Annotated in this window: 21 protein-coding genes; 15 read left to right on the forward strand and 6 right to left on the reverse strand. The window is 62.2% G+C overall.

The genetic code is table 11. The annotated features are described in order from the left end of the window. The first annotated feature begins 11 nt into the window (after positions 1-11). Both VE009_RS22525 and VE009_RS22530 read left to right on the forward strand, forming a co-directional pair. On the forward strand, positions 12-1,544 hold the full coding sequence (locus VE009_RS22525; protein WP_325011568.1) for a flotillin family protein: 1,533 nt from the start codon (positions 12-14) through the stop codon (positions 1,542-1,544). Continuing rightward, on the forward strand, positions 1,531-2,211 hold the full coding sequence (locus VE009_RS22530; protein WP_325011570.1) for a PspA/IM30 family protein: 681 nt from the start codon (positions 1,531-1,533) through the stop codon (positions 2,209-2,211). The genes VE009_RS22525 and VE009_RS22530 overlap by 14 nt, the downstream gene beginning before the upstream one ends. 94 nt (positions 2,212-2,305) lie before the next feature. Here the strand turns inward: VE009_RS22530 and VE009_RS22535 are convergent, their stop codons facing one another. Continuing rightward, a complete protein-coding gene (locus tag VE009_RS22535) occupies positions 2,306-2,569 on the reverse strand; it encodes a DUF2533 family protein (RefSeq protein ID WP_325011572.1) in 264 nt (87 codons plus the stop codon). 93 nt (positions 2,570-2,662) lie between these two features. On the opposite strand from VE009_RS22535, the gene VE009_RS22540 reads away from it, so the two are divergent. Genes VE009_RS22540 through VE009_RS22550 form a run of 3 tightly spaced genes read left to right on the forward strand, consistent with a single transcriptional unit; the run spans position 2,663 to position 5,371 of the window. Further along, complete coding sequence (locus tag VE009_RS22540) at positions 2,663-3,394, forward strand: ZIP family metal transporter (protein WP_325011573.1); 732 nt, start codon at positions 2,663-2,665, stop codon at positions 3,392-3,394. A gap of 26 nt (positions 3,395-3,420) precedes the next feature. Continuing rightward, a complete protein-coding gene (locus tag VE009_RS22545; protein ID WP_325011575.1) occupies positions 3,421-4,737 on the forward strand; it encodes a M48 family metallopeptidase in 1,317 nt (438 codons plus the stop codon). Beyond that, entirely contained in the window at positions 4,718-5,371 is a 654-nt protein-coding gene (locus VE009_RS22550; protein ID WP_325011577.1) for a hypothetical protein, read from the forward strand. The genes VE009_RS22545 and VE009_RS22550 overlap by 20 nt, the downstream gene beginning before the upstream one ends. Here the strand turns inward: VE009_RS22550 and VE009_RS22555 are convergent. After that, on the reverse strand, positions 5,368-5,691 hold the full coding sequence (locus VE009_RS22555; RefSeq protein ID WP_325011579.1) for a hypothetical protein: 324 nt from the start codon (positions 5,689-5,691) through the stop codon (positions 5,368-5,370). The genes VE009_RS22550 and VE009_RS22555 overlap by 4 nt on opposite strands. A gap of 238 nt (positions 5,692-5,929) precedes the next feature. On the opposite strand from VE009_RS22555, the gene VE009_RS22560 reads away from it, so the two are divergent. From VE009_RS22560 to VE009_RS22575, 4 genes are all read left to right on the forward strand, one after another. After that, positions 5,930-6,919: a Gfo/Idh/MocA family oxidoreductase gene (locus VE009_RS22560; RefSeq protein WP_325011581.1), complete on the forward strand. Its 990-nt coding sequence runs from the start codon at positions 5,930-5,932 to the stop codon at positions 6,917-6,919. 33 nt (positions 6,920-6,952) lie between these two features. Continuing rightward, positions 6,953-7,876 (forward strand): aldo/keto reductase, encoded by a 924-nt coding sequence (locus VE009_RS22565; RefSeq protein ID WP_325012142.1) that lies wholly within the window; start codon positions 6,953-6,955, stop codon positions 7,874-7,876. A gap of 189 nt (positions 7,877-8,065) precedes the next feature. Beyond that, positions 8,066-8,995, forward strand: a complete 930-nt coding sequence (locus VE009_RS22570; protein WP_325011583.1) for an RluA family pseudouridine synthase — start codon at positions 8,066-8,068, stop codon at positions 8,993-8,995. A 175-nt stretch (positions 8,996-9,170) separates the two neighbouring features. Then, positions 9,171-10,856 (forward strand): bifunctional diguanylate cyclase/phosphodiesterase, encoded by a 1,686-nt coding sequence (locus VE009_RS22575; protein ID WP_325011585.1) that lies wholly within the window; start codon positions 9,171-9,173, stop codon positions 10,854-10,856. Between the two features lie 10 nt (positions 10,857-10,866). On the opposite strand, the gene VE009_RS22580 is transcribed toward VE009_RS22575, so the two are convergent. Continuing rightward, a complete protein-coding gene (locus tag VE009_RS22580) occupies positions 10,867-12,720 on the reverse strand; it encodes an LTA synthase family protein (RefSeq protein ID WP_325011587.1) in 1,854 nt (617 codons plus the stop codon). Positions 12,721-12,848: 128 nt separating this feature from the next. On the opposite strand from VE009_RS22580, the gene VE009_RS22585 reads away from it, so the two are divergent. Together VE009_RS22585 and tlp are read left to right on the forward strand one after the other, a co-directional pair. Beyond that, positions 12,849-14,537, forward strand: coding sequence for a DUF6044 family protein (locus VE009_RS22585; RefSeq protein WP_325011589.1), 1,689 nt, complete (start codon positions 12,849-12,851; stop codon positions 14,535-14,537). 37 nt (positions 14,538-14,574) lie between these two features. After that, positions 14,575-14,796 carry a small acid-soluble spore protein Tlp gene (tlp, locus tag VE009_RS22590; RefSeq protein WP_325011591.1) on the forward strand — a complete coding sequence of 74 codons (222 nt, stop codon included), beginning with the start codon at positions 14,575-14,577 and terminating at the stop codon, positions 14,794-14,796. Positions 14,797-14,860: 64 nt separating this feature from the next. Here the strand turns inward: tlp and VE009_RS22595 are convergent, their stop codons facing one another. From VE009_RS22595 to VE009_RS22605, 3 genes are read right to left on the reverse strand one after another with little or no spacing between them, the layout of a single operon-like run. Then, entirely contained in the window at positions 14,861-16,294 is a 1,434-nt protein-coding gene (locus VE009_RS22595) for an adenylate/guanylate cyclase domain-containing protein (RefSeq protein WP_325011593.1), read from the reverse strand. Beyond that, on the reverse strand, positions 16,291-17,052 hold the full coding sequence (locus tag VE009_RS22600) for a response regulator (protein ID WP_325011595.1): 762 nt from the start codon (positions 17,050-17,052) through the stop codon (positions 16,291-16,293). The genes VE009_RS22595 and VE009_RS22600 overlap by 4 nt, the downstream gene beginning before the upstream one ends. 36 nt (positions 17,053-17,088) lie before the next feature. Next, positions 17,089-20,049 (reverse strand): ATP-binding protein, encoded by a 2,961-nt coding sequence (locus VE009_RS22605; protein ID WP_325011597.1) that lies wholly within the window; start codon positions 20,047-20,049, stop codon positions 17,089-17,091. A 184-nt stretch (positions 20,050-20,233) separates the two neighbouring features. On the opposite strand from VE009_RS22605, the gene VE009_RS22610 reads away from it, so the two are divergent. The 4 genes from VE009_RS22610 to VE009_RS22625 all read left to right on the forward strand — a co-directional run bounded on the left by VE009_RS22610 (position 20,234) and on the right by VE009_RS22625 (position 23,797). Continuing rightward, on the forward strand, positions 20,234-20,419 hold the full coding sequence (locus VE009_RS22610; RefSeq protein ID WP_325011599.1) for a hypothetical protein: 186 nt from the start codon (positions 20,234-20,236) through the stop codon (positions 20,417-20,419). A 56-nt stretch (positions 20,420-20,475) separates the two neighbouring features. Further along, positions 20,476-21,432, forward strand: coding sequence for a D-2-hydroxyacid dehydrogenase (locus VE009_RS22615; RefSeq protein WP_414694924.1), 957 nt, complete (start codon positions 20,476-20,478; stop codon positions 21,430-21,432). Between the two features lie 15 nt (positions 21,433-21,447). Further along, positions 21,448-22,152, forward strand: a complete 705-nt coding sequence (locus VE009_RS22620) for a TIGR02206 family membrane protein (RefSeq protein ID WP_325011603.1) — start codon at positions 21,448-21,450, stop codon at positions 22,150-22,152. 247 nt (positions 22,153-22,399) lie between these two features. Beyond that, complete coding sequence (locus VE009_RS22625; RefSeq protein ID WP_325012144.1) at positions 22,400-23,797, forward strand: circularly permuted type 2 ATP-grasp protein; 1,398 nt, start codon at positions 22,400-22,402, stop codon at positions 23,795-23,797. The last annotated feature ends 2 nt before the right edge of the window (positions 23,798-23,799 follow it).

The raw sequence follows: 23,799 nt of genomic DNA on the forward strand, positions 1-23,799 counted from the left end.
GAGGAATGCAAATGAATTTGCTCGCAAACGCCGGTCTGATCGTGCCGGTGGTCGTCGTCGGGGTCATCGTCCTGCTCGGTCTGGCGTTCTGGGCCCGGTACAAAACGGTCAGCCCGGACGAAGCGATGGTCGTCACCGGCTCGATGTTAGGATCGAAAAACACGCTCGTCGACGACTCGGGCCGCAAAATCAAAATCGTGCGCGGCGGCGGCGCCTTCATATGGCCGATTTTCCAAAAAGCCGAGTTTTTGTCGCTGCTCTCTCATAAGCTCGACGTATCGACCCCCGAGGTGTACACGGAACAAGGGGTGCCGGTGATGGCCGACGGGGTGGCGATCATCAAGATCGGCGGCAGCGTGGAGGACGTCGCCACGGCGGCGGAGCAGTTCATGGGCAAGCCCACGGAATCGCTCAAGGGAGAGGCGCAGGAGGTGCTCGAAGGTCATCTGCGCGCCATCCTCGGGATGATGACGGTGGAAGAGGTGTACCGCAACCGCGATAAATTCGCGCAGGAGGTGCAGGGCGTCGCCGCGCGGGATTTGAAAAAGATGGGCCTGCAGATCGTCTCGTTCACGATCAAGGACGTCCGCGACAAGCACGGCTACTTGGACGCGCTCGGCAAGCCGCGCATCGCCGCCGTGAAGCGGGATGCGGAAATCGCCGAAGCGGAGGCGATCCGGGACGCCCGCATTCAGAAGGCGCGCGCCGACGAGGAAGGCCAGAAGGCGGAGCTGCTGCGCGATACGAACGTAGCGGAGGCGAATAAAGCGAAGGAGCTGAAGATCGCCGAATTCCGACGCGAGCAGGATATGGCGAAGGCCGAAGCGGACCAGGCATACCATATTCAAGAGGCGAGATCGAAGCAGCTGGTCGTCGAGGAGCAGATGCGCATCGAGCTCGTGAAGAAGGAACGGGAGATCGACATCGAAGAGAAAGAGATCGCCCGCCGCGAGAAGCAGTACGACGCAGAGGTGAAGAAGAAGGCGGACGCGGACCGGTACGCGGTGGAGCAGGCGGCCGAAGCGGCGAAGGCGAGAGCGATTCGGGAGGCGGAAGCGCACAAGTACCGCATCGAAGCGGAGGCGAAGGCGCTGGCGGAGCAGAAGCGGCTGGACGGTCTCGCCATCGCGGAAGCCGAGCGGGCGAAGGGGACGGCCGAAGCGGAAGTCATTCGGCTGCGCGGCCTCGCGGAAGCCGAGGCGAAGGAGAAGCTGGCCGAGGCGTTCGCGAAGTTCGGCGAAGCGGCCGTGCTCGATATTATCGTGAAAATGCTGCCGGAGCTGGCGGGCAAAGTGGCGGCGCCGATCTCGTCCATCGACAAGCTGACGGTCGTCGACACCGGCCACGGCGAAGGCGCCGCGCGCGTCAGCAACTACGTGACGTCGCTCATGGCGACCGCGCCGGAAATGCTCAAGAACGTCTCCGGCATCGACGTCGAAGCGATCATCAAGGGATTAACCCAAAAGCCGAAGCCGACGACGGCGCCCGCGGCGGCGCTGGAAGTCGCGAGCGGCAAGGAGGCGAAAGCGGATGAGCATCTTTAAACGGCTGCGCGACATCTCGCTTTCCTCGCTGCACGAGCTGCTGAACCGGGCGGAAGATCCCGTGGCGATGATGAATCAATATATTCGCGATATGGAAGCCGAGCTGTCCGAAGCGGAGGTCGCGTTCGCGAAGCAGGTGGCGGCGGAGAAGCGGGCGCAGCATCAGTACGAGGAAGCGTCCGAGAAGGCGCAGCAGCGCGAGCAGGGGGCGCTGCTCGCGCTGCAGGCGGGCGACGAGGCGCTGGCGCGGCGGGCGATCGCCGACAAGAAGGAGCTCGAAGCGAAGGCGGAGGCGCACCGTGCGCAGTACGAGGCCGCGAAGCGGCTGACGGAGGAGCTGCGCGGCCGGCTGCAGGAGATGCGGGAGGAGCTGGCTCGCATGAAACAGACGCAGGCGGAACTCGCCGCCCGCGCCGCCGCCGCCAAAGCGCAGAAGCGCATGAACGAGGCGATGGGTCACATCGGCAAAGGCAGCGCCGCCGCGGAATTCCAGCGGATGAAGGAGAAGGTGCTGGAGCTGGAGGCGGAGGCCGAGGCCGGCGGCGCGCTGCTCGGCGAGCGGCGCGATCTGGACCGCGAGCTGCGCGCGCTCGGCGCGGAGGCCGACATCGACGAGGAGCTGGCGCGGCTGAAGAAGAGGCTCTTGGAGCAAGGGCCTACGCCGTAAGCGAGTATCGCAAAAAAACATAGGCAGCACGGCGGTCCGCAGGACGCCTTGCTGCCTTTTTTGCTTGAATCGAAAGCGGGACCAAGGTAACGCTTTACGACTCTTGCGAAGAAAACACGAATTGTTTCACCATTTCGATCGTAACATATTTTCTAGTAGGAGAAATGCCGTGTCGCGCGTGCGCGTTGATGCGGGCGGTCGCTTCGTTGATGCGGTCGACGTCGAACGGTTCGCCGTTTTTGCATTTCTGCACGGCTTCTTCTATCGCTGCCTCGCGGAGCTCGTCCAGGCGCTGAAATTCTACTAGGTGCATATGCTGCTTATTGGAGTGCTCCGAGATGGATTCATGTACGTTCACAAGGGGGTCCTCCTTATTTTCAACCTTCGATACTCAATGGTACTATAGTAATTATGGATTCTCAATCGGTTCATGACAACAGGGGGCAACTGCATGCAAGACGTCCTTATCGGTAGCATCGTTTCCGCCATGGCGACCGGACTCGGCGCGGTGCCGATTTTGCTCATGAAGGTCGTCACGCATCGCTGGCGCGATATTTTGCTGGCGTTCACGGCGGGCATCATGGTCTCGGCGACGATGTTCAATCTCATTCCGGTCGCGCTCGATCATTCCAACCTGCTGACCGTCACGATCGGCATCCTGCTCGGCACGCTCGTGCTGAGTCTCATGGAACGAACGTTGCCGCACATCGACCTCGCGCATTCCAAATCGGCGGTGCAGTTCGACGCGAAGAGCATGCTGATCATCACCGCCATTACGCTGCACAATTTGCCGGAGGGGCTGTCGGTCGGGGTCAGCTACGCGAGCGAAAGCAGCGGACTCGGACCGCTGATCGCCCTCGCGATCGGTCTGCAGAACGCGCCGGAGGGCTTTCTCGTCGCGCTGTTCCTCGTTACGCAGAAGGTGAAGAAATGGCATGCGTTCGTTATCGCGACGCTCACTGGCGCGGTGGAGATCGCAACCGGGCTGCTCGGCTTCTTCCTTACGTCCTACGTATCCGGCCTGGTGCCTTACGGCCTCGCGTTCGCCGCGGGGGCGATGCTGTTCGTCGTGTACAAGGAGCTTATTCCGGAAAGCCACGGCGACGGTCACGAAAGCTCTTCGACGTTTTCTTTCATTCTTGGACTAATTACGATGATCGCACTTATCGAATGGTTCGGCTAAAACGACACAGGCGGTGAAACGGGACCATGCATCGAAGCACGAATCGCGATCCGAATCGCAATCCAAGCCGCAGCGTCCAACGGGGCGTCCGCGTTTTCCGAACGTACATGCTGTGTTTCCTCGCGGCCCTCGCCGGGATCGGCGCTTATCTTTGGTACGCGTACCGGCTGCCGCTGCCGGCGGAGTGGGCGGGCACGCCCGCGGATCCGCGGACGTTCATGGGCGGCGCGGACGTCGACCGCGCCGCAAGGTATTCGCTGCTGCGCGACTGGCTGTTTTTCGCGGGGTATTTATGGGAGTGGGGCATGCTGCTGTGGCTCATGACGAGCGGGTACGCGCGGACGCTGTCCCAAGGGCTCAAGAGACTCTTCCCGAACGTCGTCTTCCGATTCCCGCTGTACGTCGCGGGCATCGTCTTCGCGCTGTTCGCGCTCGGACTGCCGCTGCGCCTTCTGTCGTATTCGATCGCGCAAAGCTACGACGTATCGACGCTGTCGCTCGCCGGCTGGTGGAGAGACCAATGGGTGCAGCTCGGCGTCGAATACGTGTTCATGACGGCCGTCACGGCGGTCGTCTTCGCGCTCGCCCGCAAAGGCGGCACGTGGTGGTTCCGGCTGTGGCTGTGCGCGGTCCCGTTCATATTGTTCTTGATGATCATCCGGCCGCTCGCCATCGATCCGCTGTTCTACAAATACGCGCCGCTGGGCGACAACGAGCTGCGGCATCACATCATCGAGATGACGTCGCGCGCGGGCGTGCCGACGGAGCGGGTGTTCGAGGCGAACTATTCGGAGAAAACGAACGCGATCAACGCGTACGTCGACGGCATCGGCCCGAGCTTGCGCATCGTCATTTGGGATACGGCGCTGCATAAGCTCGAGGCGCCGGAAATCGTCGTGCTGACGGCGCACGAGGTCGGCCACTACGTCATGAAGCATCTGCAGTGGAGCGCGTTCGGGGCGGTCGTCTCCGCTTTCTTCCTGCTTTGGCTCGGCAACCGGGCGTATCGGTTCGCGCTGAAGCGCTGGCGAGCGTTCTTGTTCATTCGCAATCCGGCGGATTGGGCGGGGCTGCCGCTCATGCTGCTCGTCCTTTCCGTGCTGACGTTCGCCGCGTCGCCGATTTCGAACGCGGTGTCGCGCGGCGCGGAGCGGGCGGCGGACCGGTACGCGTACGAGCTTACCGGGGACGAGCAAGCGGCGGTGTCGCTGTACCAGAAGCTCGCGCTGTCGGCGCGCGGCACGCTGCACCCGCCGGCGCTGTCGTACTGGTTCCGGTACACGCATCCGCCGCTCGGCGAACGAATCGCGGAGGCGCTGCGCTATGAGCGAACGCTCCCGTAAGCTCGTTCTGTTCGCGCTCTCGGGCGTGTTCACGTCTCCGGATTTTATGGACGGGTTCCGGGACGCCGTCCTGGCGCGAGCCCGCCGAGGCGGATGGGACGCCGAGGCGCATTCGCTCATGCCGTACGGCGATTGGAGCGGGTCCAAGCTGCGGCAGGCGATCGAGGTGGCGGCGGACGTGTGCGGGCCGCTCGTCGGCGGCGCTCGCGCGGCGCGCGATGCCGATCGGCTGTGCGAAGGAGCGGGCAGCGCTCGCATCGCGCTGCTCGGCCACAGCGGCGGCGGGATCGCCGCGCTGCACGCGGCGCGGCTGCTTCAGCGGAGCGGATTCGACGTGGCGGCGATCGCGATGATCGGCTCGCCGAAGCGGCCGATTCCCGCTGCGCTGCGGGACAAGACCGCTTTCCTGTACGCCGCGAGCGAGAGCGGACGGGCAGTCGACGGCGTCGCCCGCGCGGGCGCCTGGCTCGGCCGGCCGCCGGCGCGGATCGTTCCGCTCCGGCTGATCGGCGGACACCCGGATTATTTCCGCTCCGCTCCGCCTTTCGTGAACGAGCGCGGGGATTCGAATTTGCGCATTTCGGCGGATGCCGCGTGGGGCTGGGTCGAGGAGCGGCTGGGAGACGGCCGTTAATCGGCCGCCGGGCCGTCGTCGTTCGACACGAATTTGCGGAGCTGCTCCCACTGGCCTTCTTTCCGCAAAATTTCGGCCTGCTTCTCGCCGAAAATATCGTAATGCGGATACGATTCGCGGTGATGAATGTACTGCGGCGGCAGTCCGTGCGAGACGGCCCATCGCCGCAGCCGTTCCACATCCGCGCAGCCGACCTTCGTCACCGAACGGATGCCCGGGATGCGGGGATGAATCCAATAATGGGTCAAGAACGCGATCCGGCCGCTGGCGACCTGCCGCTTCCATTCGTTCAATTGCTCTCTGGTGACGCCAAACGCCATGTCGCTGAACGCTCCTTCCCGATACCGAAACCGCGCCGAATCGGCGGCGGTTTTTTTTGCATCATAACGGTTTTTGCCGCAGGTGACAAGCGGCGGAGCCGGGGACGCCGAAGTCGGTGCGGAACAATGTGAAAATAGTGCTATAAGGATCCAAAAATGTTTTATTTCGCATGTGTCACACCTTTTTTATAATATGAATATCGTACCAATCTTGATGTGAACGAGGAGGCCGTACCTTATGGCAGAACGTCAGCTCCGTTGGGGCATTCTAGGCTGCGCCGGCATCGCCCAGCGCGCGGTGATTCCGGGGATCAAAGAGTCGAGCACGGGGGTCGTCGCGGCGATCGCAAGCCGCGACGAAGCGAAAGCGAAGGAGACGGCAGAGAAGCACGGCATTCCGAAAGCGTATTCATCGTATGAAGCGCTGCTCGCCGACGACGATATCGATGCCGTGTACATTCCGCTGCCGAACCATCTGCACTGCGAATGGACGGTGAAGGCGGCCGAAGCGGGCAAACACGTGCTGTGCGAAAAGCCGGCCGCGCTGAACGCCGACGAAGCGGCGGCGATGGCGGACGCATGCGCGAAGGCGGGCGTCGTGTTCGCGGAAGCGTTCATGTACCGCTATCACCCGCGCTACGCCAAAATCAAAGAATTGATCGCCTCGGGGGAAATCGGCGAGCTGCGAGGCATCCACGGGACGTTCACGTTCAACGGCGCCGCGAACAAAAGCAACGTCCGGTTCGTGAAAGAGTGGGGCGGCGGATCGATTTACGACGTCGGGGTATACCCGATTTCCGCGGCGCGCCTCGTGACGGGGCAGGAGCCCGAAGCGGTCACGTGCCGGGCGTTCTTCTCCCCGGAGCACGGCGACGTCGACATGATGGCGTCCGGGCTGATCGAGTTTCCGAACGACGTCTCTCTGACGTTCGATTGCGGCATGTGGGCGGAATTCCGCAACACGCTCGAAATTTTAGGCACGCAGGGACGCATCGAGGTGCCTTCGGCGTATATCGGTCCGCAAAACATCGTGCTGTACCGCAAAGGCGAGCGCACCGAGCTCGACATGCCGACGCTCAACACCTATACGCTGCAGGCCGACGCGATCGCCGCGGCGGCGAACGGGACGGCGCCGCTGCCGTTCGAGCCGCAGGACGCGATTCTCAATATGCGCGTCGTCGACGCTTGCCTCAAATCCGCCCGCGAACGAATTCGCGTTCAACTGTAAAGGAGGAGCATTCCTATGCAAACGACACCCTTGATCGAAACGATCGACGTATCCGGATTGAAAAAAGGCGTTTCGCGCCTCATCCTCGGCACCGACTACTTCAAGCCCGAGATCATGGACCGCATCGGTCCGATCATGGACGAATTCGTCGCGCTCGGCGGCAACACGCTCGACACCGCCCGCGTTTACGCCGGCGGCCTCAGCGAGGCGGCGGTCGGTCAATGGATCCGAGAGCGGGGCAACCGCGAAAAAATCAACGTCTGGACGAAGGGCGCCCATCACGACAAGAACGGGCCTCGCGTCAATAAGGACGCGATCTACGACGATCTGATGAACAGCCTCGAGGCGCTGCAGATGGACAGCGTCGAGATGTACGCGCTCCATCGCGACGACCCGGCCGTCGAAGTCGGCCCGATTCTCGAGGCGCTCAACGAGCATATCGAAGCCGGCCGGATTTCCGCGATCGGAGCTTCCAACTGGTCGTACCAGCGTTTGCAAGAAGCGAACGACTACGCCGCCGCGCACGGCCTTGTCGGCTTCAGCTTCAGCAGCCCGAACTTCAGCCTCGCGCGGGCGAACGAGCCGTTCTGGGCCGGCTGCGTCTCCGTCGACGACGAGACGCTCGAATGGCACCAGCGGTCCCAGCTGCCGCTGCTGTCTTGGTCGTCGCAGGCGCGCGGATTTTTCTCCGGACGGTATACGCCGGACAATCGCGAGAACGCCGATCTCGTTCGCGTATTTTACAGCGACGACAACTGGGCGCGCCAGCGCCGGGCCGGCGAGCTCGCGCGCGAGAAGGGCGTCACGACGATCCAGATCGCGCTCGCATACGTGCTGAGCCAATCGTTCCCGACCTGCGCGCTGATCGGTCCTGCGAATCTCGACGAGCTCCGCTCCTGCCGAGACGCGAGCCTGCTCCGGCTGACCGAGGAAGAGATCCGCTTCCTCGAAGGCTGAGCGGCCTGACGCTCGCCTGCGCTACCATTCCTCCGGCGCGATGTTTATAATAAGAGGCATACGTAACGGAGGATGGTCAGCTATGAGGAAAAGAGACGCCGACGCCGGCGCATTCGGCGCCGAGCCGCTGCGCAGCGACATCGATGCGGCGGACGCAACGTCCGCCGCGCGGGGACGCGGAGGCGAACGATGATCACGCGCACCGTCACCCCGTCGGAAGCCGGCAAACGGCTGCATCGCTATTTGCGCAGCTTGATGCCGAATTATCCGCTCGGCCAAATTTACAAAATGATCGATCAAGGGAAAGTGCGCGTCAACGGCAAACGAAAGAAACAAAATTACGAGATGGCGGCCGGCGACGAAATCGCGATCCACGTCGACGAAGCGACGTTCGAGCAATCGGGCGGCGAGGAGAAAAAGCCGAAATTCGTCGGGGTGAACGCGAACATAGACGTCGTCTACGAGGACGACGAGCTGCTCGTCGTCAACAAGCCGGCGGGGCTGCTGACGCATCCCGACCGGACGGAGCAGAAGGACACGCTCATTACGAGGGTGCACGCGTATTTGTACCGCAAAGGCGCGCTCGACAGCAAGCTGTTTCTTCCCGCGTCGGCCAATCGGCTCGACCGCAACACGAGCGGCCTCGTTCTGGTCGGCAAGACGGCCGGGATGCTTCATCGGTTGAACCAATGGGTGCAGCGGAGAGAAATCGGCAAGTTTTACGTGACGATCGTTCAGGGCCGGTTGGAAGGCTCCGGCACGATCGACGCGGCGCTCTCGCGCGACGAAACGTCGAACCGGACGAGGGTGTCGGCGGCCGAAGACGCGCGGGAGGCGATCACGCATTACGCGGCGCTGCAGACGTCGAACGGGTACACGCTCGTGGAGGTCGAACTCGAGAGCGGGCGCACGCACCAAATCCGTTCGCATTTCCAAAGCATCGGCCATCCGCTGCTCGGCGACGTCAAATACGGCGGCAGGCCGTACGAGGGCGTCAACCATCAGCTGCTGCACGCGTGGAAAGTGACGCTGCCCGACGGGCGCGTCTTTACCGCTTCGCCGCCGTCGACGTTCGGCGCCGTCATGCGGAAGCTGCGCCTTTCGCTCGCGGACCGGTAACGGCTCCAACGTTCGCGTCCCGCAAAAACCCTCTTTTCCCGACTCGGGAGAAGGGGGTTTTTCACGTGAGAGCATACGAGGCGGAATATTTAAATGTAAAAGAAAGCAGGAAAATGACGGTAAATGTCGAATGTTGTCAACATGGTCAGTCACTGTCGCAGAGGTGGAAGCAGCATTGAATAGAAAACAGGTCTTACACGAAGCCTCGCAAGTCGTATTCGAGCACTTGGGTCGCCTCCTCGGCGGAAGGTCGTACTTCCTCGCCGAGAACGATCTCACCACGAATTGGATCGTCAGCGCCTGGAATCGGAACGAACCGCTCGTCAAGACCGGAGCAGCGCTTTCATACGAACATACTTACTGCAAAATCGTTTACGACCGGGAAGGTCCCGCCTGGATCCCCGATACGAGCGCGGACCCGTCCACCATGCATCTCGAAGCGACGGAGCGGCTCGGTCCGTGTTCTTTCATCGGCGTTCCCGTCTACCGAAGCGGCGGCCGCAGATACGGCACGATTTGCGCGATCGACCGTCCGCACGGCTTCGACGATACGGCGCTGGCGCAGTTGGAACAGGCCGCCGTGTTTATCGGCGTTTTACTGGACGTAGAGAACAGTTTTTACATAGACGAATTAACGGAGCTGTACAACCGGACGTATTTAGAGATGTTTTACGATCATTTGTCGGCAGAAGCGAACGTCGGGGCGGTGTTTATCGACATCGACCGCTGCAAGACGATCAACGAAACGTACGGGAGGCCTTTCGGGGACGAATTGCTTCGGCAGTTCGCCGAGCGGCTTCGGAACGCCGTCCGCGGCGCGGGCATTCCGGCGCGTTACGCGGGCGACGAATTTATGGCGATCTTCTTCCACCGGACGAAGGAGCAGCTCGAAGCGGCGGCGGCCAGCATATACCGAAAGCTGACCGAGCCGTTCCTCGTGATGGGCCGCGAGGTGAGCGTCACGGTCAGCATGGGCGTCAGCGCGGAGGGCGGATCGCTGCGGGATCATATTTTGCAATCGGACGCCGCGATGTATCAAATCAAGAAGAACGGCAAACAGGGCATCGCCGTGTACGACGATCGGCTTCATCCGCTCATTCCGGAGAACGGCGTCCGCCGCAGCGTGAAATTCAACAGCTTCCAAATCGTGTACCAGCCGATCGTCGAGGTCGCTACCGGCGAATCGGCCGTCGAGGCGCTCGTGCGCATTCGGCATCCCGAGATGGGGATCGTCGGACCGAACATGTTTCTGCCGGCCGCCAAGCAATCGGGATATTTGCTGCAGATGGATTTGCACACGATCCGCACCGCCTGTTTGCAAGTGCAGGAGCTGCCCGATTGGCGAAACCGCATCGCGAAGCTCGCGGTCAACTGCGACGCGCTCGAGCTGCGGCAGCCCGATTTTCCGGAGATGGTCGATGCGATCTTGCGCGAGACGAACTTTCCGGCGGACCGCCTGGAGTTCGAATTGAACGAACGGATCAGCTTATTCGACGTCGAAGCGATCGAACCGCAAGTGATGCGCATGCGGGAGCAGGGCATTTCGTTCGCCTTGGACGATTTCGGCCACGGCAGCTCGACGCTCGGACTGCTGCTGAAGCTGCCTGTGGAGAAGGTGAAGCTGGATCGGCTGTTCGTCGAACAGATCGACCGGGATCCGCGAAGCCGTACGATCGTCGAGCATCTGCTGGCGATGTGCGAGCGGCTCGGCCTCGCGGTCGTCGCCGAAGGCATCGAGACGGATGCGCAGCTGCGGACGCTGCGCGAACTCGGCTGCCGCTGGATGCAGGGCTACCGGCTCGGACGGCCCGTGCCGTTCGAGCAGCTGCACGATACGCTGCTGGCCGCGGCGGCGCCGTAATACCTTCCGGCTACAGCTTCCTGGCCGGATCCGCGCCCGGGATGAACCGGAATAAGTCCCCGTAGACGATCGCATCCGACGACGTGAGCCGGTCGATCGCCTGCCGCTTGAACGGCTCGCACGCCGCCGCGTCGATTCGGCCGCCGCTCGCTTTGTCATAGCAAGCGTTCTTCGTGTAGACGAGCCGGTCGGTCACGAAGCTGCCGTCTCGGAAGACGACGAACTGCGGCCGGCCGGCGGCGAATAAATCCCGCCCGAAGTAATACCGATCTTCCGGCGTCGCGCCGAGCAGGTGGAGGAGCGTCGGATACAAATCGATTTGACCGCCGACCGTCGGCATGCGGCGCCCCGGCACGCCGGGGATATGGATGAGCAGCGGCACCCGCTGCAGCCGAACCGTATCGTACGGCGTAATCAACGGCTTGCCGAGCAGCTGCGCCATCGCTTTGTTGTGCTTGGTCGAGATGCCGTAATGGTCCCCGTACAGCACGAACACGGAACGTTCGTACAACCCCTGCGCTTTGACCGCCTCGAAAAACCGCTCTACCGCTTGATCCAAGTAGCGCACGGTCGGAACATACCGATTCAGCGTCCGGGAACTGGACGTATACTCCGGCAGCAGCCGATGCGCCTCGTCCAGCTCGAACGGATAATGGTTCGTCAGCGTAATCAATTTGGCGAAGAACGGCTGCGGCAGCTTCGCCGCGAGCGCGACGCTCTGTTCGAAGAACGAGACGTCGTTCAGTCCCCAGCCGATCCGATTTTCCTCGTTTACCGCGTAATCCCGCACCGAATAAAACCGGTCGTACCCGAGCGCCGGATACATGCGGCCACGGTTCCAGAACGACGGATCGTTCGCGTGGAACGCCGCCGTCGCATACCCCTCGCGCTTCAGCGACATCGGCAGCGTACGGTACACGTTCTGCGCATGCGTGAAGAAGACAGCGCCCGTCGGGAGCGGGAACAGGGACGTATCGATGAGAAACTCCGCGTCCGACGTTTTGCCTTGTCCCGTTTGATGATAAAACTCGTCGAACGCAAAGCTGTCCTTCATCAGCCGATTGAGGAACGGGGTCGCTTCCCGTCCGTCGATGCGCCGCTCCAGCATGAAACTCTGCAGCGATTCGAGCGAAATCAAAAACACATTGCGGCCCTTGGCGACGCCGAACAAGGACGGATCGGCGCCATCTAGGGGGAGCTCGTCGAAGATGCGCGCCGCCTCCTCGAAATCGGCTTCCCTCGCCAGCGCTTTACGCGAGCCCATGCGGGCGTTCAGCACCGCGTCGTATACGTGGTAATTGTACGCGCCGATACTGCGCACCAAGATTTGCCGGTCGAACGCCCGCGTCAGCAGGTCCGGACGGACGCTTTCGGCCATCGAATAGTTGCAGGCGAGCAGCCCGGCGGCGAGGCCGGCGGCGGCGGCCGTCCGATAGCGATTCCACGGAGCGGGGCGGAACCGGCGGCGCGCGGCGGCCAGCGACAGCAGCAACCCGTCCGCGAACAAGAGCGGGTCGGTCGGCTGCGTCAATTGCAGCACGCTGCTCCACAAATCGTTCATATGTTCGGACTGCAGCAGCACCGGGATCGTGATGAAATCGTTAAAAAATCGGTAAAAGACCAAATCGGCGAACAGCAGCGCCGATGTCGTGAAAGCGAGCGCGATCAAAGCGACGGAGAGTCTGCGGCGGAACGCCGCCGCGCATAACGCCGTCATCGCCAGCACGGAGGCGAGCGGATTGAGCGCCATCAACAGCTCCTGCTCCCAGCCGGATACCGGCAGCTCGAACGCGAGACGCTGCGTCAAATACGATTTCGCCCAAATCGCCGCGATGGCGAAGTAAATGAAGGCGTTGCTCCTCAACGCGAGTTCCCCCTCGGAATCGAAAAATAACAGACGTTAGCTTGACCCCGAATTCCGAAAATATTCCGGCGCCCCCAATGAAATACTAAAGCACCGATATTAGCGACGGGACGGTGTAGAGCAGGGCGATGCGAACTGGGAGTCGCGAGCGAAGCGGATTGGCGGCGGCCGCGTTTCTGATAGCGTTATATTTGGCTCCGCTGTATGTGCTGGGGCAAGACGCGCACGTCCGCATTCACGATAATTTGGATTCTAATATCGCTTGGTATAGGGTGCTGCTGCGCAGCGGCGAATGGTTCGGGCCGCACGATGCCGTCGTGCCCCAAATCGCGAACGGACTGCCGCGCAATGCGTACGGAACGGAATTCAGCCTCTTGATCGCGCTTCATGCGGCGTTCCCGCCGATGCTGGCGTACGCGGTCAGCCAGACGCTCGTTCGCGCGTTCGCGTTCCTTGGGATGTATTGGCTGCTGCGCGATCATTTGCTGCCGGGCGGCGGACCTCGGCTCGTGCGGATCGGCGTGCCGCTGACGTTCGCGCTGACGCCGTTCTGGCCGTCGGGCATGCTGAGCACGCTCGGACAGCCCCTCGCGCTCTGGGCGTTCCTGCACATCCGCCGCGGCGGCGGCCGCCTCAAGCATTGGGCGGCGATCGTATTGCTCCCGCTGTATTCGAGCTTCGTGCTCGGTTTTTTCTTCTTCCTCGCGGCGATGTCCGGGCTGTGGGCGTGGGACGCCTTGACGAAGCGCCGCTGGAATGCGCCGCTGCTCGGCGCCGTCGCGCTCATGACCGCGATCTATCTCGCGATCGAATATCGGCTGCTGCTGTCGCTCGTGCTCGCCGAAGCGCCGACGAGCCGGTCGGAGTTCGTGTCGTCGCGGCTGTCGACGTGGCGATGCGTGCGGCTCGCCTTCAAAAATTTCACGCTCGGCCATAACCATGTACATACGCTGCATACGGCCGTCGTGCTGCCGGTTACGTTCGTCGGCGCTTTGCTAGCCGCGGGACGGCGTTCGTGGCGGGATCGCTTGGAAGGCAGGCTGCTGCCGCCGCTGCTGCTGCTGAGCGCGGCGCTGTCGACGTGGTACGCGTTCTGGTTTCACGAGGCGTGGCAGCCGTGGAAAGAGCGCTTCGACCTGCTGAACACGTTCAACTTCGCCCGATTCCACTTTTTGCGCCCGCTGGTCATCTACGCCGCGTTCGCGCTGGCCTGTTCGCTGTTTTGGCGGAAAGGCGGCAAGCGGGGGCGCGCCCTCGTCTACGCGGCGATCGCCGCTCAGACAGCGGTGCTTCTCGCGGCGAACGACGAAATCGTCTACCGCGACGAGCCGTCGTTTCGTGAGTTTTACGCGGAGGCGCAGTTCCGGGACATCGCCGCGCACATCGGCCGTCCGTTCGAGGACTACCGCGTCGCCAGCATCGGCCTGCATCCGGCCGTGGCGCAATTCAACGGCTTTTACACGCTGGACACGTACAACAATTTCTACCCGCTCGCCTATAAACACGCGTTCCGGGAAATCATCGCGAAGGAGCTCGCCAAAAACAAAAAGCTGCGGACGTATTTCGATACATGGGGCGGCCGCTGTTACGTATTCGTGGACGAGCTCGGAAAAAAATACGACTTCCGGAAAACGTCGAAAAAAAAGGTGCGCCGGCTCGAGCTCGACGCCGCGGCGTTCCGAAGGCTCGGCGGGCGGTACATCCTATCCGCCGTGCCGATCGCGAACGCCGAAGCGAACGGGCTGCGCCTGCTGCGCATCTTCGACCACCCCGAGTCCGCTTGGCGCATTCACCTGTATGAGGCGATTCCCGATTGACGCATACTAACTGCGATGGGAAAGGGGGGATAACGACATGGCAAAGCCGGATAATCGAGCCGACAACGTGCCGCACCTGCAGAAGGCGATCCAAAATACGTTGAAAAAACTGCACGACACCGAGGATTATTTGGAGGAGTTCGGGGAGGAGATCCCTCAGCAAGAGAAGGAAACGCTGCTCGCGAAGAACGAGCGGCGCGAGCAATCGATCGCGAAATTCCGCCGAGAAGTGAGCGAGGAAGCGCACGAAAACCCATAACCCGCATCCGACCCCGTCCCGTGGACGGGGTTTTTTTCGTTTCCGCGGGCGGGCAAGGGGCAGTTTAGCTCTCGATCGCGGCGAGCAGCTTGATTGCTCCCCCGCCCAGGGGAAAGGTACATGACCACATGCCGGCGGGCGGCCGCGCTGCCCGCCGGAGCGTGCGCATGGCGACGGGCGGCTCGATGGTGACGAAATCGACATAGTTGTGGAACATGCGGAGGCTGTTGCCGGCGACGATGTTCAGCGCCTCGCCCAGCGCGTCCAGCATCAGCGGCATTTCTTCTTCCGCGCTCCAGCCGCCGTAGCTCATCCGATGCAGCAGACGCAGCGCCCCGTCGACGTCGACGCTGAGTAGCAAGCCGCCGTCCAGGGCGCCTTCGAGGAACGCGCAGGCGGTGACGTCGAGCAGCGGGGCGGCCGGCTCCCAGATCGGAGCGAACGGCGCGTCCGCGGCGGGGAAGCCGAGATGATGCTCGAAGTAAATGCGGGCGGCCTCCGCCATCCGCGCGAGCAGCGCGGGGGGAGCTCCCGCGCCCTGAGCTTCGGCCGGCGCCCCGGCATCGTCCTCGTACGGATGCAGCCAGCCGGCGAGGCGCTTCGCGCTCCGCTCCAAGGCGTGCCCGATGTCCGCGGCCGCGGCCGGCTCGTGCGCGCCGGCTTCGTCGGCGGGGCGATCGCAGCGCGCGATATATTTCCAGCTTACGAGATCGAACCGGTTGCGTTCGTATACGCTGCGAAACAGCGCCTTCGCTTCCTGGTAATCCCCGGACTCGAACAGCGCTCGCGCTTGCTCGAACATCTCTTGCGTCTGCGCCTTCTTTTCATAAATTTCGGGCGCGTCCGCCTGATACAGCTCGTAGATGCGTTCGGAGCGCTGGCGCCCGCGAACCCGGACGGTATCGATGTGCCGCATCGCGTACTCGTTCGCGCGGGCGAGGCGCTCCACCGTGTTGCCCGTCAGCAAGAGGGAGGTGCCGTACGACTTGTTCAGCCCTTCGATCCGAGACGCGACGTTGACGGCATCGCCGATGACCGTGCCTTGCAGGCGGCTCTCGCCGCCGACGACGCCGAGCAGCAGCGGCCCGCTGTTGAGGCCGATGCCGACGCGGATCGGCTCGTAGCCCGCGCGCAGCCGGCCCAGGTTGTAGTCGCGGAGGCAAGCAAGCATATGCAGCGAAGCGCGAACGGCGTCGTCCGCGGTCGTGCCGAACAGCGCCATGATCGAGTCGCCGATGAATTTGTCGATAAATCCGCCGAACGTCTCGATGCTCGGCTCCATGCGGGACAAATACGAATTTAAAAACCGGAGGGTTTCCTCCGGCGTCAATCGTTCGGACAGCGACGTGAAGGAGCGAATGTCCGAAAACAGCACGGTCATGTCGAGCCTGACGTAATCGTCCAGCCTCAGCTCGCCGATCGAACCCTTATTCATGTAGGTCAGCATTTGATGGGGCACGAACCGATGGTACGCTTCCGTCAATTTCCTGTCGTTCATACGACGATTTGGGACAAGTCCGAATAGATGGTGGAGAAGAGGCTTTCGTCCATCGCCTTCAGCCGGGCGTTCAGCGGCTTGGACGACGACACCGTCTTCGCCGTGCCGCCGGCTTGCAGGATCGCCTGCGCATAGCCGACGATGCGCTCGAGCGCTTCTTCGGCGAACGCCTCGGACGCATCGAACAGGAACACGACCTTCAGCGGCTTAATGAACTGGAAGCCCGCGACCGCGCCGCCCAGCGCATCCAGTTCGGCGGCGCCGACCGACCCGCGCAGCGTCACGAGAAACACGCCGTTCTTGTTCGTAATTTCGAACGGCGCGGCTTCGCTCGGCGCGGCCGACGCTTTCGCCGCCGCCGACGGCGAGGACGCTGCGGCGATTTCGTCCGACTGCTCCGTCCGCAGCACCTCGTTGATCGTCTGCAGCACCTTCTCCGCCGTAATCGGCTTAAGGATGTAATGCTTCGCGCCGTTCTGGATGGCGTCGAACACCATGCTGCGCTGGTCGAGCGCGCTGATCATTATGATGTTCGCCTCCGGATAGGAGGCGATGATTTTTTTGACCGCGTCGATGCCGCTCATGACCGGCATCGTAATGTCCATCGTTACGAGGTCCGGCATCGTTTTCACATATTCCTTATATGCTTCGATCCCGTTCGACGCTTCGGCCACGACCTCGTGACCCGCCTCCGTAAGCATCATCTTTAAATTGCGGCGCATCAAAATCGAATCGTCTACGATCAATACCGTTGCCATGGGCTTCGTCCCGTCCTTTTCCCGTATCGTTTCTCGTTACATTTTAATAAATCCGATGCCGACGCCGCCCGCCGTTCCGAGCAAGTCGACGGACCACATTTCCGACTCCGCGACCTTCATCGAAGCGCCCTGCGTGAAGACGGTGATCGGCGGATCGATTTGAAGGTACGCTTCCAGCGCGTCCATCGCCCGAAGCGAATTGCCGAATACGATGTTGGCGGTTTCCGCGAGCGTATCTTCCGTATACAATCGCTTCTCCTCCGGCGTCAGCTCGCCGTAAGCGAGCCGCTCGGTCAGCGCGTCCGCGGTCGGCTCGTCCATCGTCAGCACGAACATGCCGTTGCAGGCGCCTTGGACCGGCATGAACGTCGAGAAGTTGCGGAGCGCCATCTTGCCGCCGACTTCGGCGCGTACGTCGCCGAAGGTAAAGCCCAGCTCCGCGTGGCTCTCGAAGAACGCCGCGGCCGTCTCCGCGATCGGCAGCAGCAGCGACGCCGGCGTCACGTCCGGCAGACGGGAGAGCGAGTCGTACGGCAGCGTCACCGTGAAGACGGTGCCTCCGCCGACGGTCGAGCGCACCGCGACCTCGCCGCCGAGCCGCTCCGTCTCGTAGCGCAGCGCGGACAGCCCGACGCCGCGGCCGGAATACTCGGTCACCTCGTCTTTGGAGGACAGCTCGCCGTGGAACGCGAGCAGCATCGCCTCCTCGTCGCCGAGCGCATCGGCTTCCCCGCCGCTCAGCACGCCGAGCTCCACGGCTTTCCGCTTCAGCTTGCCGACGTCGATCCCGCGGCCGTCGTCGGAGACGCTCAGCTCGATCGTGTCGCCCTCGAGCGAGACCGCGCAGCGGATGCGTCCGTATTCCGGCTTGCCGGCCGCGAGCCGTTCGTCGGGCCCTTCCAGCCCGTGGTCGACCGCGTTGCGGAACACGTGGACGAGCGAGCGGGTCAAATCGAGGTACGCGTCGCCGTCCACGAGGAAATCGCCGCCCTCGATGTCGAACGGCGCCACCATCTTATCGAACCGCTCCGAGAGGCCGAGCACGTAATCCGGATACGAGGCGAGCAGCTCGCGGAACGGCTTGTACCGGATTTTGCGCAGCTCCGGCAGCAGCAGGCTGCAGTCGGCGGGGGAGAGGGTCGCCATCATTTTGCGTTCGAGCTCCATAATTTTGGAGCGGTCGACGAGCAGCACGTGCTCCTGCTCGAAGAACGCGTCGCCGAGCACGCCGCGCAGCACGTCCTGCTCCTCTTCGAGCCAAGAGAGCATGCGGAGCTCGCGGAGCCGGTCCGCGGCCTCGGCCGCCGAGGGCGGATCGCTTCGCTTGCTCCATGCCGAAATCGTCGATTCCACGCCGTGCAGCCGATCGGCCATGCGGGACATGCCGATTTGAGCGAAGCTGCCTTTGAACGTGTGCACGGTCCGGAACAAATCGAACAAGGCCGATTTCATCTCCGCGTCGGGCACGCCGGCGTCGAACGGCGCAGCGCACCATTCCGAGAACGATCGCGCGAGCGACGCGTATTGGTTGTAGTCGACGACGACTTTGACGACCATCTGCAGCGTGTTTCGCTCCTGCTCCATGCGGCTTTGCAGCAGTTTTTTTTCCGTGACGTCGGTCAGGATGACCATGCATTGTTCCTTCGCGCCGCCGGCCGCCGAACGGTCCGCGATCATGGCGTATTCGACCTGCACGTGCTTCTGTCCGACGGTCGTCTCGTCCGGCAGCAGCGGGAGAAGCACTTGGCGCCGCGCCGGGTCGCGTTCGGCGAACAGCTTGCCGAGCAGGCTCGCGATGAAGCGCCGCTGTTCTTCGTCGCCGGAAGCGAGCATGTCGGGGAACGGGCGCCCCGCGATCGGCTCGCCGTACAGCCGGAGGCATTCGCGGCTGTATTCTTCGTCGACGAGCAATTCCGGGCCGAACGTCAAAAATCCTTGCTTCGCGTTGTCGAGCAGGTTGCGGACGCTGCGCTCCCGCTCGGTAAGGAGCGCCTGCGCTTCCTGAAGCTGCCGCTTCGAGCGGGTCAACTCGTCGTGCTGCGCTTCCAGCTCGTCGTACTGCTCTTCCAGCGTCGCCTTCTGGCGCTGCTGCTCATCGGCGTAGCGCTTCATTTTATCCATAATCCGGTTGGTGGAGTTCATGAGCGATTCGATTTCGCGGAGCGGACGTTTGAGCTCGATTTTCGCTTCCAGCGTGCTCTCGTAATCGTCGTCGGCGATCGCGCGCACCTTCTGTTCGAGCTGAGCGATCGGCGCGATCAAGGGGGCGGTCAATAGAAGAATGACCAGCTTCGACAGCAGCAGGCCGATCAGGAACAACCCGAATAAGACGACGGCGATGACGAACGTCAGCGCGAGCGGGATGAGCGGGTTGACGCCGACCTTGATCGTGCCGTGCGTCTCGCCGGTCGATTCGTCGACGAGCGGCTTTACGCTTTCGGTTTTATAGTACTCTATCAATTTCGAAACCGATTCGTCCTGGATTCGAACCATTTGCGGTACGTTGGAGTAGACCGTCTCGCCGTGCAGCAGCAGCTCGACGTAGATCGCGTCTTCCATCACTTTCGGCTCGACGCCCCAGCGTCCGTCTTCGTTCGTGACTTCGTAAAGCCATGTCGCTTGCTCGTATTTCGTCACTCTTTCGATCCGTTCGAGAATCCAGCCGTTCGCGGCGGGATCGTCGGGATCGAGTTCCGACAACGTAGAGGCGCCGAAGGAATGGAGGATCGTAGGGGAGGTGACGTCTTCCGCGATCGAGGAGGCGAAATAGTTGGAGAGCGAATAGCTGACCGTCCGGAACAAGCCGACGAACAAGGCCATCAGCACGAGGGAGAACAGCAGCAAATTCATAAACGATAAATAATGCATGTTGCGAACGATGCGCTTGCGCAGCGTTCTTCGGTTTTTCCGCGGCTTCGCGAGTCCCGGCGCGGGCGGAGGATGCAGGCCCGAAGTCGGAGGACTCGCCGAGGCGGTTGGGTGGTTGGTAGCAGTCATCGGCAGCATGTCACCTAGTTTCTATGATCTTGAACGCAGGTCTATTATAGTAGAGGGGAGACGGCTTGGTAAACCTTCTCAGGTCTAGGTTGAGCGGCGGCAAAAGCCATTGATTTCCAAATAACGCTAAGATATAATAGAAGCACTCTATCTATGAAATATACGCCGGAGGGGGAACCGCATCATGTCGATCGAAGCCGCGATGCTAAAGCGCGACGTCGTTTACGCGATGTACGGCAAGGTTAAGGATATGGCCGTACAGCAGTCCGCGCAGCTGCTGGCCGACTTCGCGGACGCCCAACCGAAGACGCCGCAGGCGGCGCCGGCCCCGCATCCGTTTCTCGGCGGCGCGCTGGACGTGAAAGCATAAACCAGGTCCCTTGGACGAGACGGTCCAGGGGCTTTTCTTTTCTGCAAAGGAGATGGATGTCCATGAGAAGCATAACGATCCTTCCGAAATTGAAAGAGCCGGAGCTCCGCCGCATCCGCGACGCTGCGCCGGGCTGGACGATTCATGCCGGCGAGGCGGCGACGAACGAGGCCGTCCGCGAGTCCGAAATCGTCGTCGGCTGGCGCGACGGCTTGGAGCGGGAGCTGCTCGCGGACGGCGCGCGGCTGCGCTGGCTGCAAAGCTGGAGCGCGGGGATGGATCACCTCGACATCGACCGCTTTCTGGAGCGCGGCGTTTATTTGACGAGCGCGAACGGCGTCCATGCGTTCCCGATTTCGGAGACGATCTTCGCGATGCTGCTCGCCTTTACGCGCAAGCTGCACGTCTATGTCCGCAACCAGTCGCGGCGCGTCTGGGACCACGGGGGCCTTAAGCTCGAGCTGCACGGCAAGACGCTCGGCCTGATCGGGGTCGGGGCGATCGGCGAGGAGACGGCGCGCATCGCGAAGGCGGGCTTCGGCATGCGGGTGCTCGGGGTGCGGCGTTCGGCGAAGCCTTCGCCGAACGTCGACGCGATGTATCCGCCTTCGGAGCTCGCGAGCATGCTGGCCGAATGCGATTACGTCGTCAACGCGGCGCCGGCGACGAACGAGACGCGGCGGATGTTCGGCGAGCGCGAGTTCGCGGCCATGAAGCCGACGGCGTTTTTCGTCAACGTCGGCAGAGGCGCCGCCGTCGACGAGGCGGCGCTCGCCGCCGCGCTGCAGGAAGGCCGGATCGCCGGGGCGGGGCTAGACGTGTTCGAGGAGGAGCCGCTGCCGCCGGAGCATCCGCTGTGGGCGATGGACAACGTGATCGTGACGCCGCATTCGGCGGGCTCTACCGAGCATTACAACGCGAGAGCGGTCGATATTTTCCTCGACAATCTCGCCATGTACTTGGACGGCTTGCCGCCGGCGCGCAATTTGCTCGGCGACGCGAAGCGCTATTAAGGGCGGACGACGCCGATGGCGCGCGAAACGTTCGTCCTGTTTTCGATCGCGCACTGGGCCGGTCTGATCGCCGCGGCGCTCGTCGTTGCCGCGATCGTGGCGGCGAGGCGGCAGCTTCGCCATCCGGCGCGGAATCGGGCGTTCCGATACGGACTTGCCGCCGCGCTGGCCGGCTCCGAGCTCGCGCTATATGCATGGTATACGGCGACGGGGCAGTGGGGGCTGTACGCGCTGCCGTTCCAGCTGTGCACGATGACGCTATGGATCTCCGTTCTCGCCCTGGTGACGAAAAGCCGCATCGCGTTCGAAATTTCGTTTTTCCTAGGCATATTAGGCGCGATGCAAGCGCTGTTGACGCCATACTTGGTCGTGACGTTCCCGGATTTCCGCTATTTCCATTTCTTCTTCGCGCATATCGCGATCATCGCCGCCGGCGTCTTCCTCGCCGCGGTGGACCGATATCGGCCGACCGCGCGATCCGCGCTTCGCGCCTGGCTGTGGCTGAACGCGCTCGCCGTGCCGGCGTTCGTCGCCAATCGGTTCACGGGCGAAAACTTCATGTTCCTCGCCCGCAAGCCTCCGACAGGTTCGCTGCTCGATCTGCTCGCGCCGTGGCCGTGGTACATCGCGCAGCTCGAGCTTGTAGCGCTGGCGTTTTTGTTTGGACTGCTGGCGGTCGTCAAAGCGGCGGATCGGTGGATGCTCCGGTATAAAGCGTAATTTTTGAGACGGAAGGCTTACGCGAAACGCAGCGGAAGCCTTTTTTAACGCCCTAATATGTAATATATGTGTAAGATATAAATTGAAAATATGGAAACTATGTCATTTACAATAACATTTTCCGTTATTAATATGGATATATCATCACAAAACACAAAGGGGTGCCGTTCGCATGAATCTTTCGAAGTCGGAGCATGGCCTGTATCGCGCGGCGGCGGCAGGAGCGGCGGCGCGTTTCTACGACGAGATGCACGGTGCCGAAGGCCGAATTCGCGCTCATTACGAAGGCGTGTACGGAACGTTCCGCGGTATGCCCCCGGACAGCTTGGCTCGACGGCAGGCGGCGATGAACGAGCGCATGCTCGAAGAAGGGATCACCTACACGCTGTACCATCCCGATCAAGCCGATCCGCTCGAGCGATTGATCCCGTTCGATCTCATTCCGCGCATCATCCCGAGCGGCGAATGGAGCATGCTCGAGCGCGGGCTGCTCCAGCGCACGAAGGCGCTCAACAGCTTCCTCGAAGACATCTACCACGAGCAGCACATCCTGAACGATTGTATCATCCCCCGCAAAATGATCGTCTCGAACCGCTATTACCGTCCCGAAATGGTCGGCTTGAGCGTGCCGAACGGCATGTACACGACGTGCGCGGGCATCGATTTGATCCGCGACGACCAAGGGAACTATTTCGTGCTCGAAGACAATTTGCGCTCGCCGTCCGGATATTCGTATTTGTTTACGTCCCGATCGATTACGAAGCGAATGCTCCGCGAGCTGTACTTCTCCTACCCCGTCGAGGAAACGGACCACAGCTTGAACCATTTCTTGGCCGCGCTCAAGAGCATGGCGCCGTCGGGGCGATCGTCGCCGACGATCGCGCTGCTGACGCCCGGCAGCTTCAATTCCGCCTACTTCGAGCACACGTATTTGGCGCAGCAAATGGGGATCGAGCTTGTGGAAGGCCGGGACCTCGTCTGCATGGATCACAATATTTATATGCGCACCCGCTCCGGGCTTCGCCGCATCGACGTGCTGTACCGGCGCATCGACGACGACTTCCTCGATCCGCTCGCGTTCCGTCCCGATTCGATGCTCGGCGTCGCCGGCCTCATGAACGCGTATCGGGCCGGCAACGTCGCGATCGCGAACGCGCCGGGCACGGGCGTCGCCGACGATAAAGCGATATATACGTTCGTCCCGGACATGATTCGATATTATTTGAACGAAGAGCCGATTCTCTCGAACGTGCCGACGTATTTATTGAGCCGTCCGGACGAAAGGGAATACGTGCTGCAGCGGCTCGGGGACATGGTCGTCAAGGAGACCTCGCTCTCCGGGGGCTACGGCATGCTGATCGGCCCGTCCGCCTCCGAGCGGGAAATCGAGGCGTTCGCGGACAAAATTCGCGCCAATCCGTCCAATTATATCGCGCAGCCGACGATTCGGCTGTCGACGGCGCCGATTTTCAACGGCGGCGCGTTCGAGCCGAGGCATATCGATTTGCGGGCGTTCGTCCTGTCCGGGAAAGACATGCACGTCATCCCCGGCGGCCTTACCCGCGTCGCGATGAAGCCGGGCTCGCTCGTCGTCAACTCGTCTCAAGGCGGCGGCGTGAAGGATACTTGGGTGCTCGCGGAGTGAAT

This window comes from Paenibacillus sp., assembly GCF_035645195.1.
Taxonomy (GTDB): domain Bacteria; phylum Bacillota; class Bacilli; order Paenibacillales; family YIM-B00363; genus Paenibacillus_AE.

What these genes read in the sequence shown, in the direction of transcription:
- VE009_RS22525 (WP_325011568.1), top strand. Translation starts at nt 12, where the DNA reads ATGAATTTGCTCGCAAACGCCGGTCTGATCGTGCCGGTGGTCGTCGTC.
- VE009_RS22530 (WP_325011570.1), top strand. Translation starts at nt 1,531, where the DNA reads ATGAGCATCTTTAAACGGCTGCGCGACATCTCGCTTTCCTCGCTGCAC.
- VE009_RS22540 (WP_325011573.1), top strand. Translation starts at nt 2,663, where the DNA reads ATGCAAGACGTCCTTATCGGTAGCATCGTTTCCGCCATGGCGACCGGA.
- VE009_RS22545 (WP_325011575.1), top strand. Translation starts at nt 3,421, where the DNA reads ATGCATCGAAGCACGAATCGCGATCCGAATCGCAATCCAAGCCGCAGC.
- VE009_RS22550 (WP_325011577.1), top strand. Translation starts at nt 4,718, where the DNA reads ATGAGCGAACGCTCCCGTAAGCTCGTTCTGTTCGCGCTCTCGGGCGTG.
- VE009_RS22555 (WP_325011579.1), bottom strand. Translation starts at nt 5,691, where the DNA reads ATGGCGTTTGGCGTCACCAGAGAGCAATTGAACGAATGGAAGCGGCAG.
- VE009_RS22560 (WP_325011581.1), top strand. Translation starts at nt 5,930, where the DNA reads ATGGCAGAACGTCAGCTCCGTTGGGGCATTCTAGGCTGCGCCGGCATC.
- VE009_RS22570 (WP_325011583.1), top strand. Translation starts at nt 8,066, where the DNA reads ATGATCACGCGCACCGTCACCCCGTCGGAAGCCGGCAAACGGCTGCAT.
- VE009_RS22585 (WP_325011589.1), top strand. Translation starts at nt 12,849, where the DNA reads ATGCGAACTGGGAGTCGCGAGCGAAGCGGATTGGCGGCGGCCGCGTTT.
- tlp (WP_325011591.1), top strand. Translation starts at nt 14,575, where the DNA reads ATGGCAAAGCCGGATAATCGAGCCGACAACGTGCCGCACCTGCAGAAG.
- VE009_RS22595 (WP_325011593.1), bottom strand. Translation starts at nt 16,294, where the DNA reads ATGAACGACAGGAAATTGACGGAAGCGTACCATCGGTTCGTGCCCCAT.
- VE009_RS22600 (WP_325011595.1), bottom strand. Translation starts at nt 17,052, where the DNA reads ATGGCAACGGTATTGATCGTAGACGATTCGATTTTGATGCGCCGCAAT.
- VE009_RS22605 (WP_325011597.1), bottom strand. Translation starts at nt 20,049, where the DNA reads ATGACTGCTACCAACCACCCAACCGCCTCGGCGAGTCCTCCGACTTCG.
- VE009_RS22610 (WP_325011599.1), top strand. Translation starts at nt 20,234, where the DNA reads ATGTCGATCGAAGCCGCGATGCTAAAGCGCGACGTCGTTTACGCGATG.
- VE009_RS22615 (WP_414694924.1), top strand. Translation starts at nt 20,476, where the DNA reads ATGTCCATGAGAAGCATAACGATCCTTCCGAAATTGAAAGAGCCGGAG.
- VE009_RS22620 (WP_325011603.1), top strand. Translation starts at nt 21,448, where the DNA reads ATGGCGCGCGAAACGTTCGTCCTGTTTTCGATCGCGCACTGGGCCGGT.
- VE009_RS22625 (WP_325012144.1), top strand. Translation starts at nt 22,400, where the DNA reads ATGCACGGTGCCGAAGGCCGAATTCGCGCTCATTACGAAGGCGTGTAC.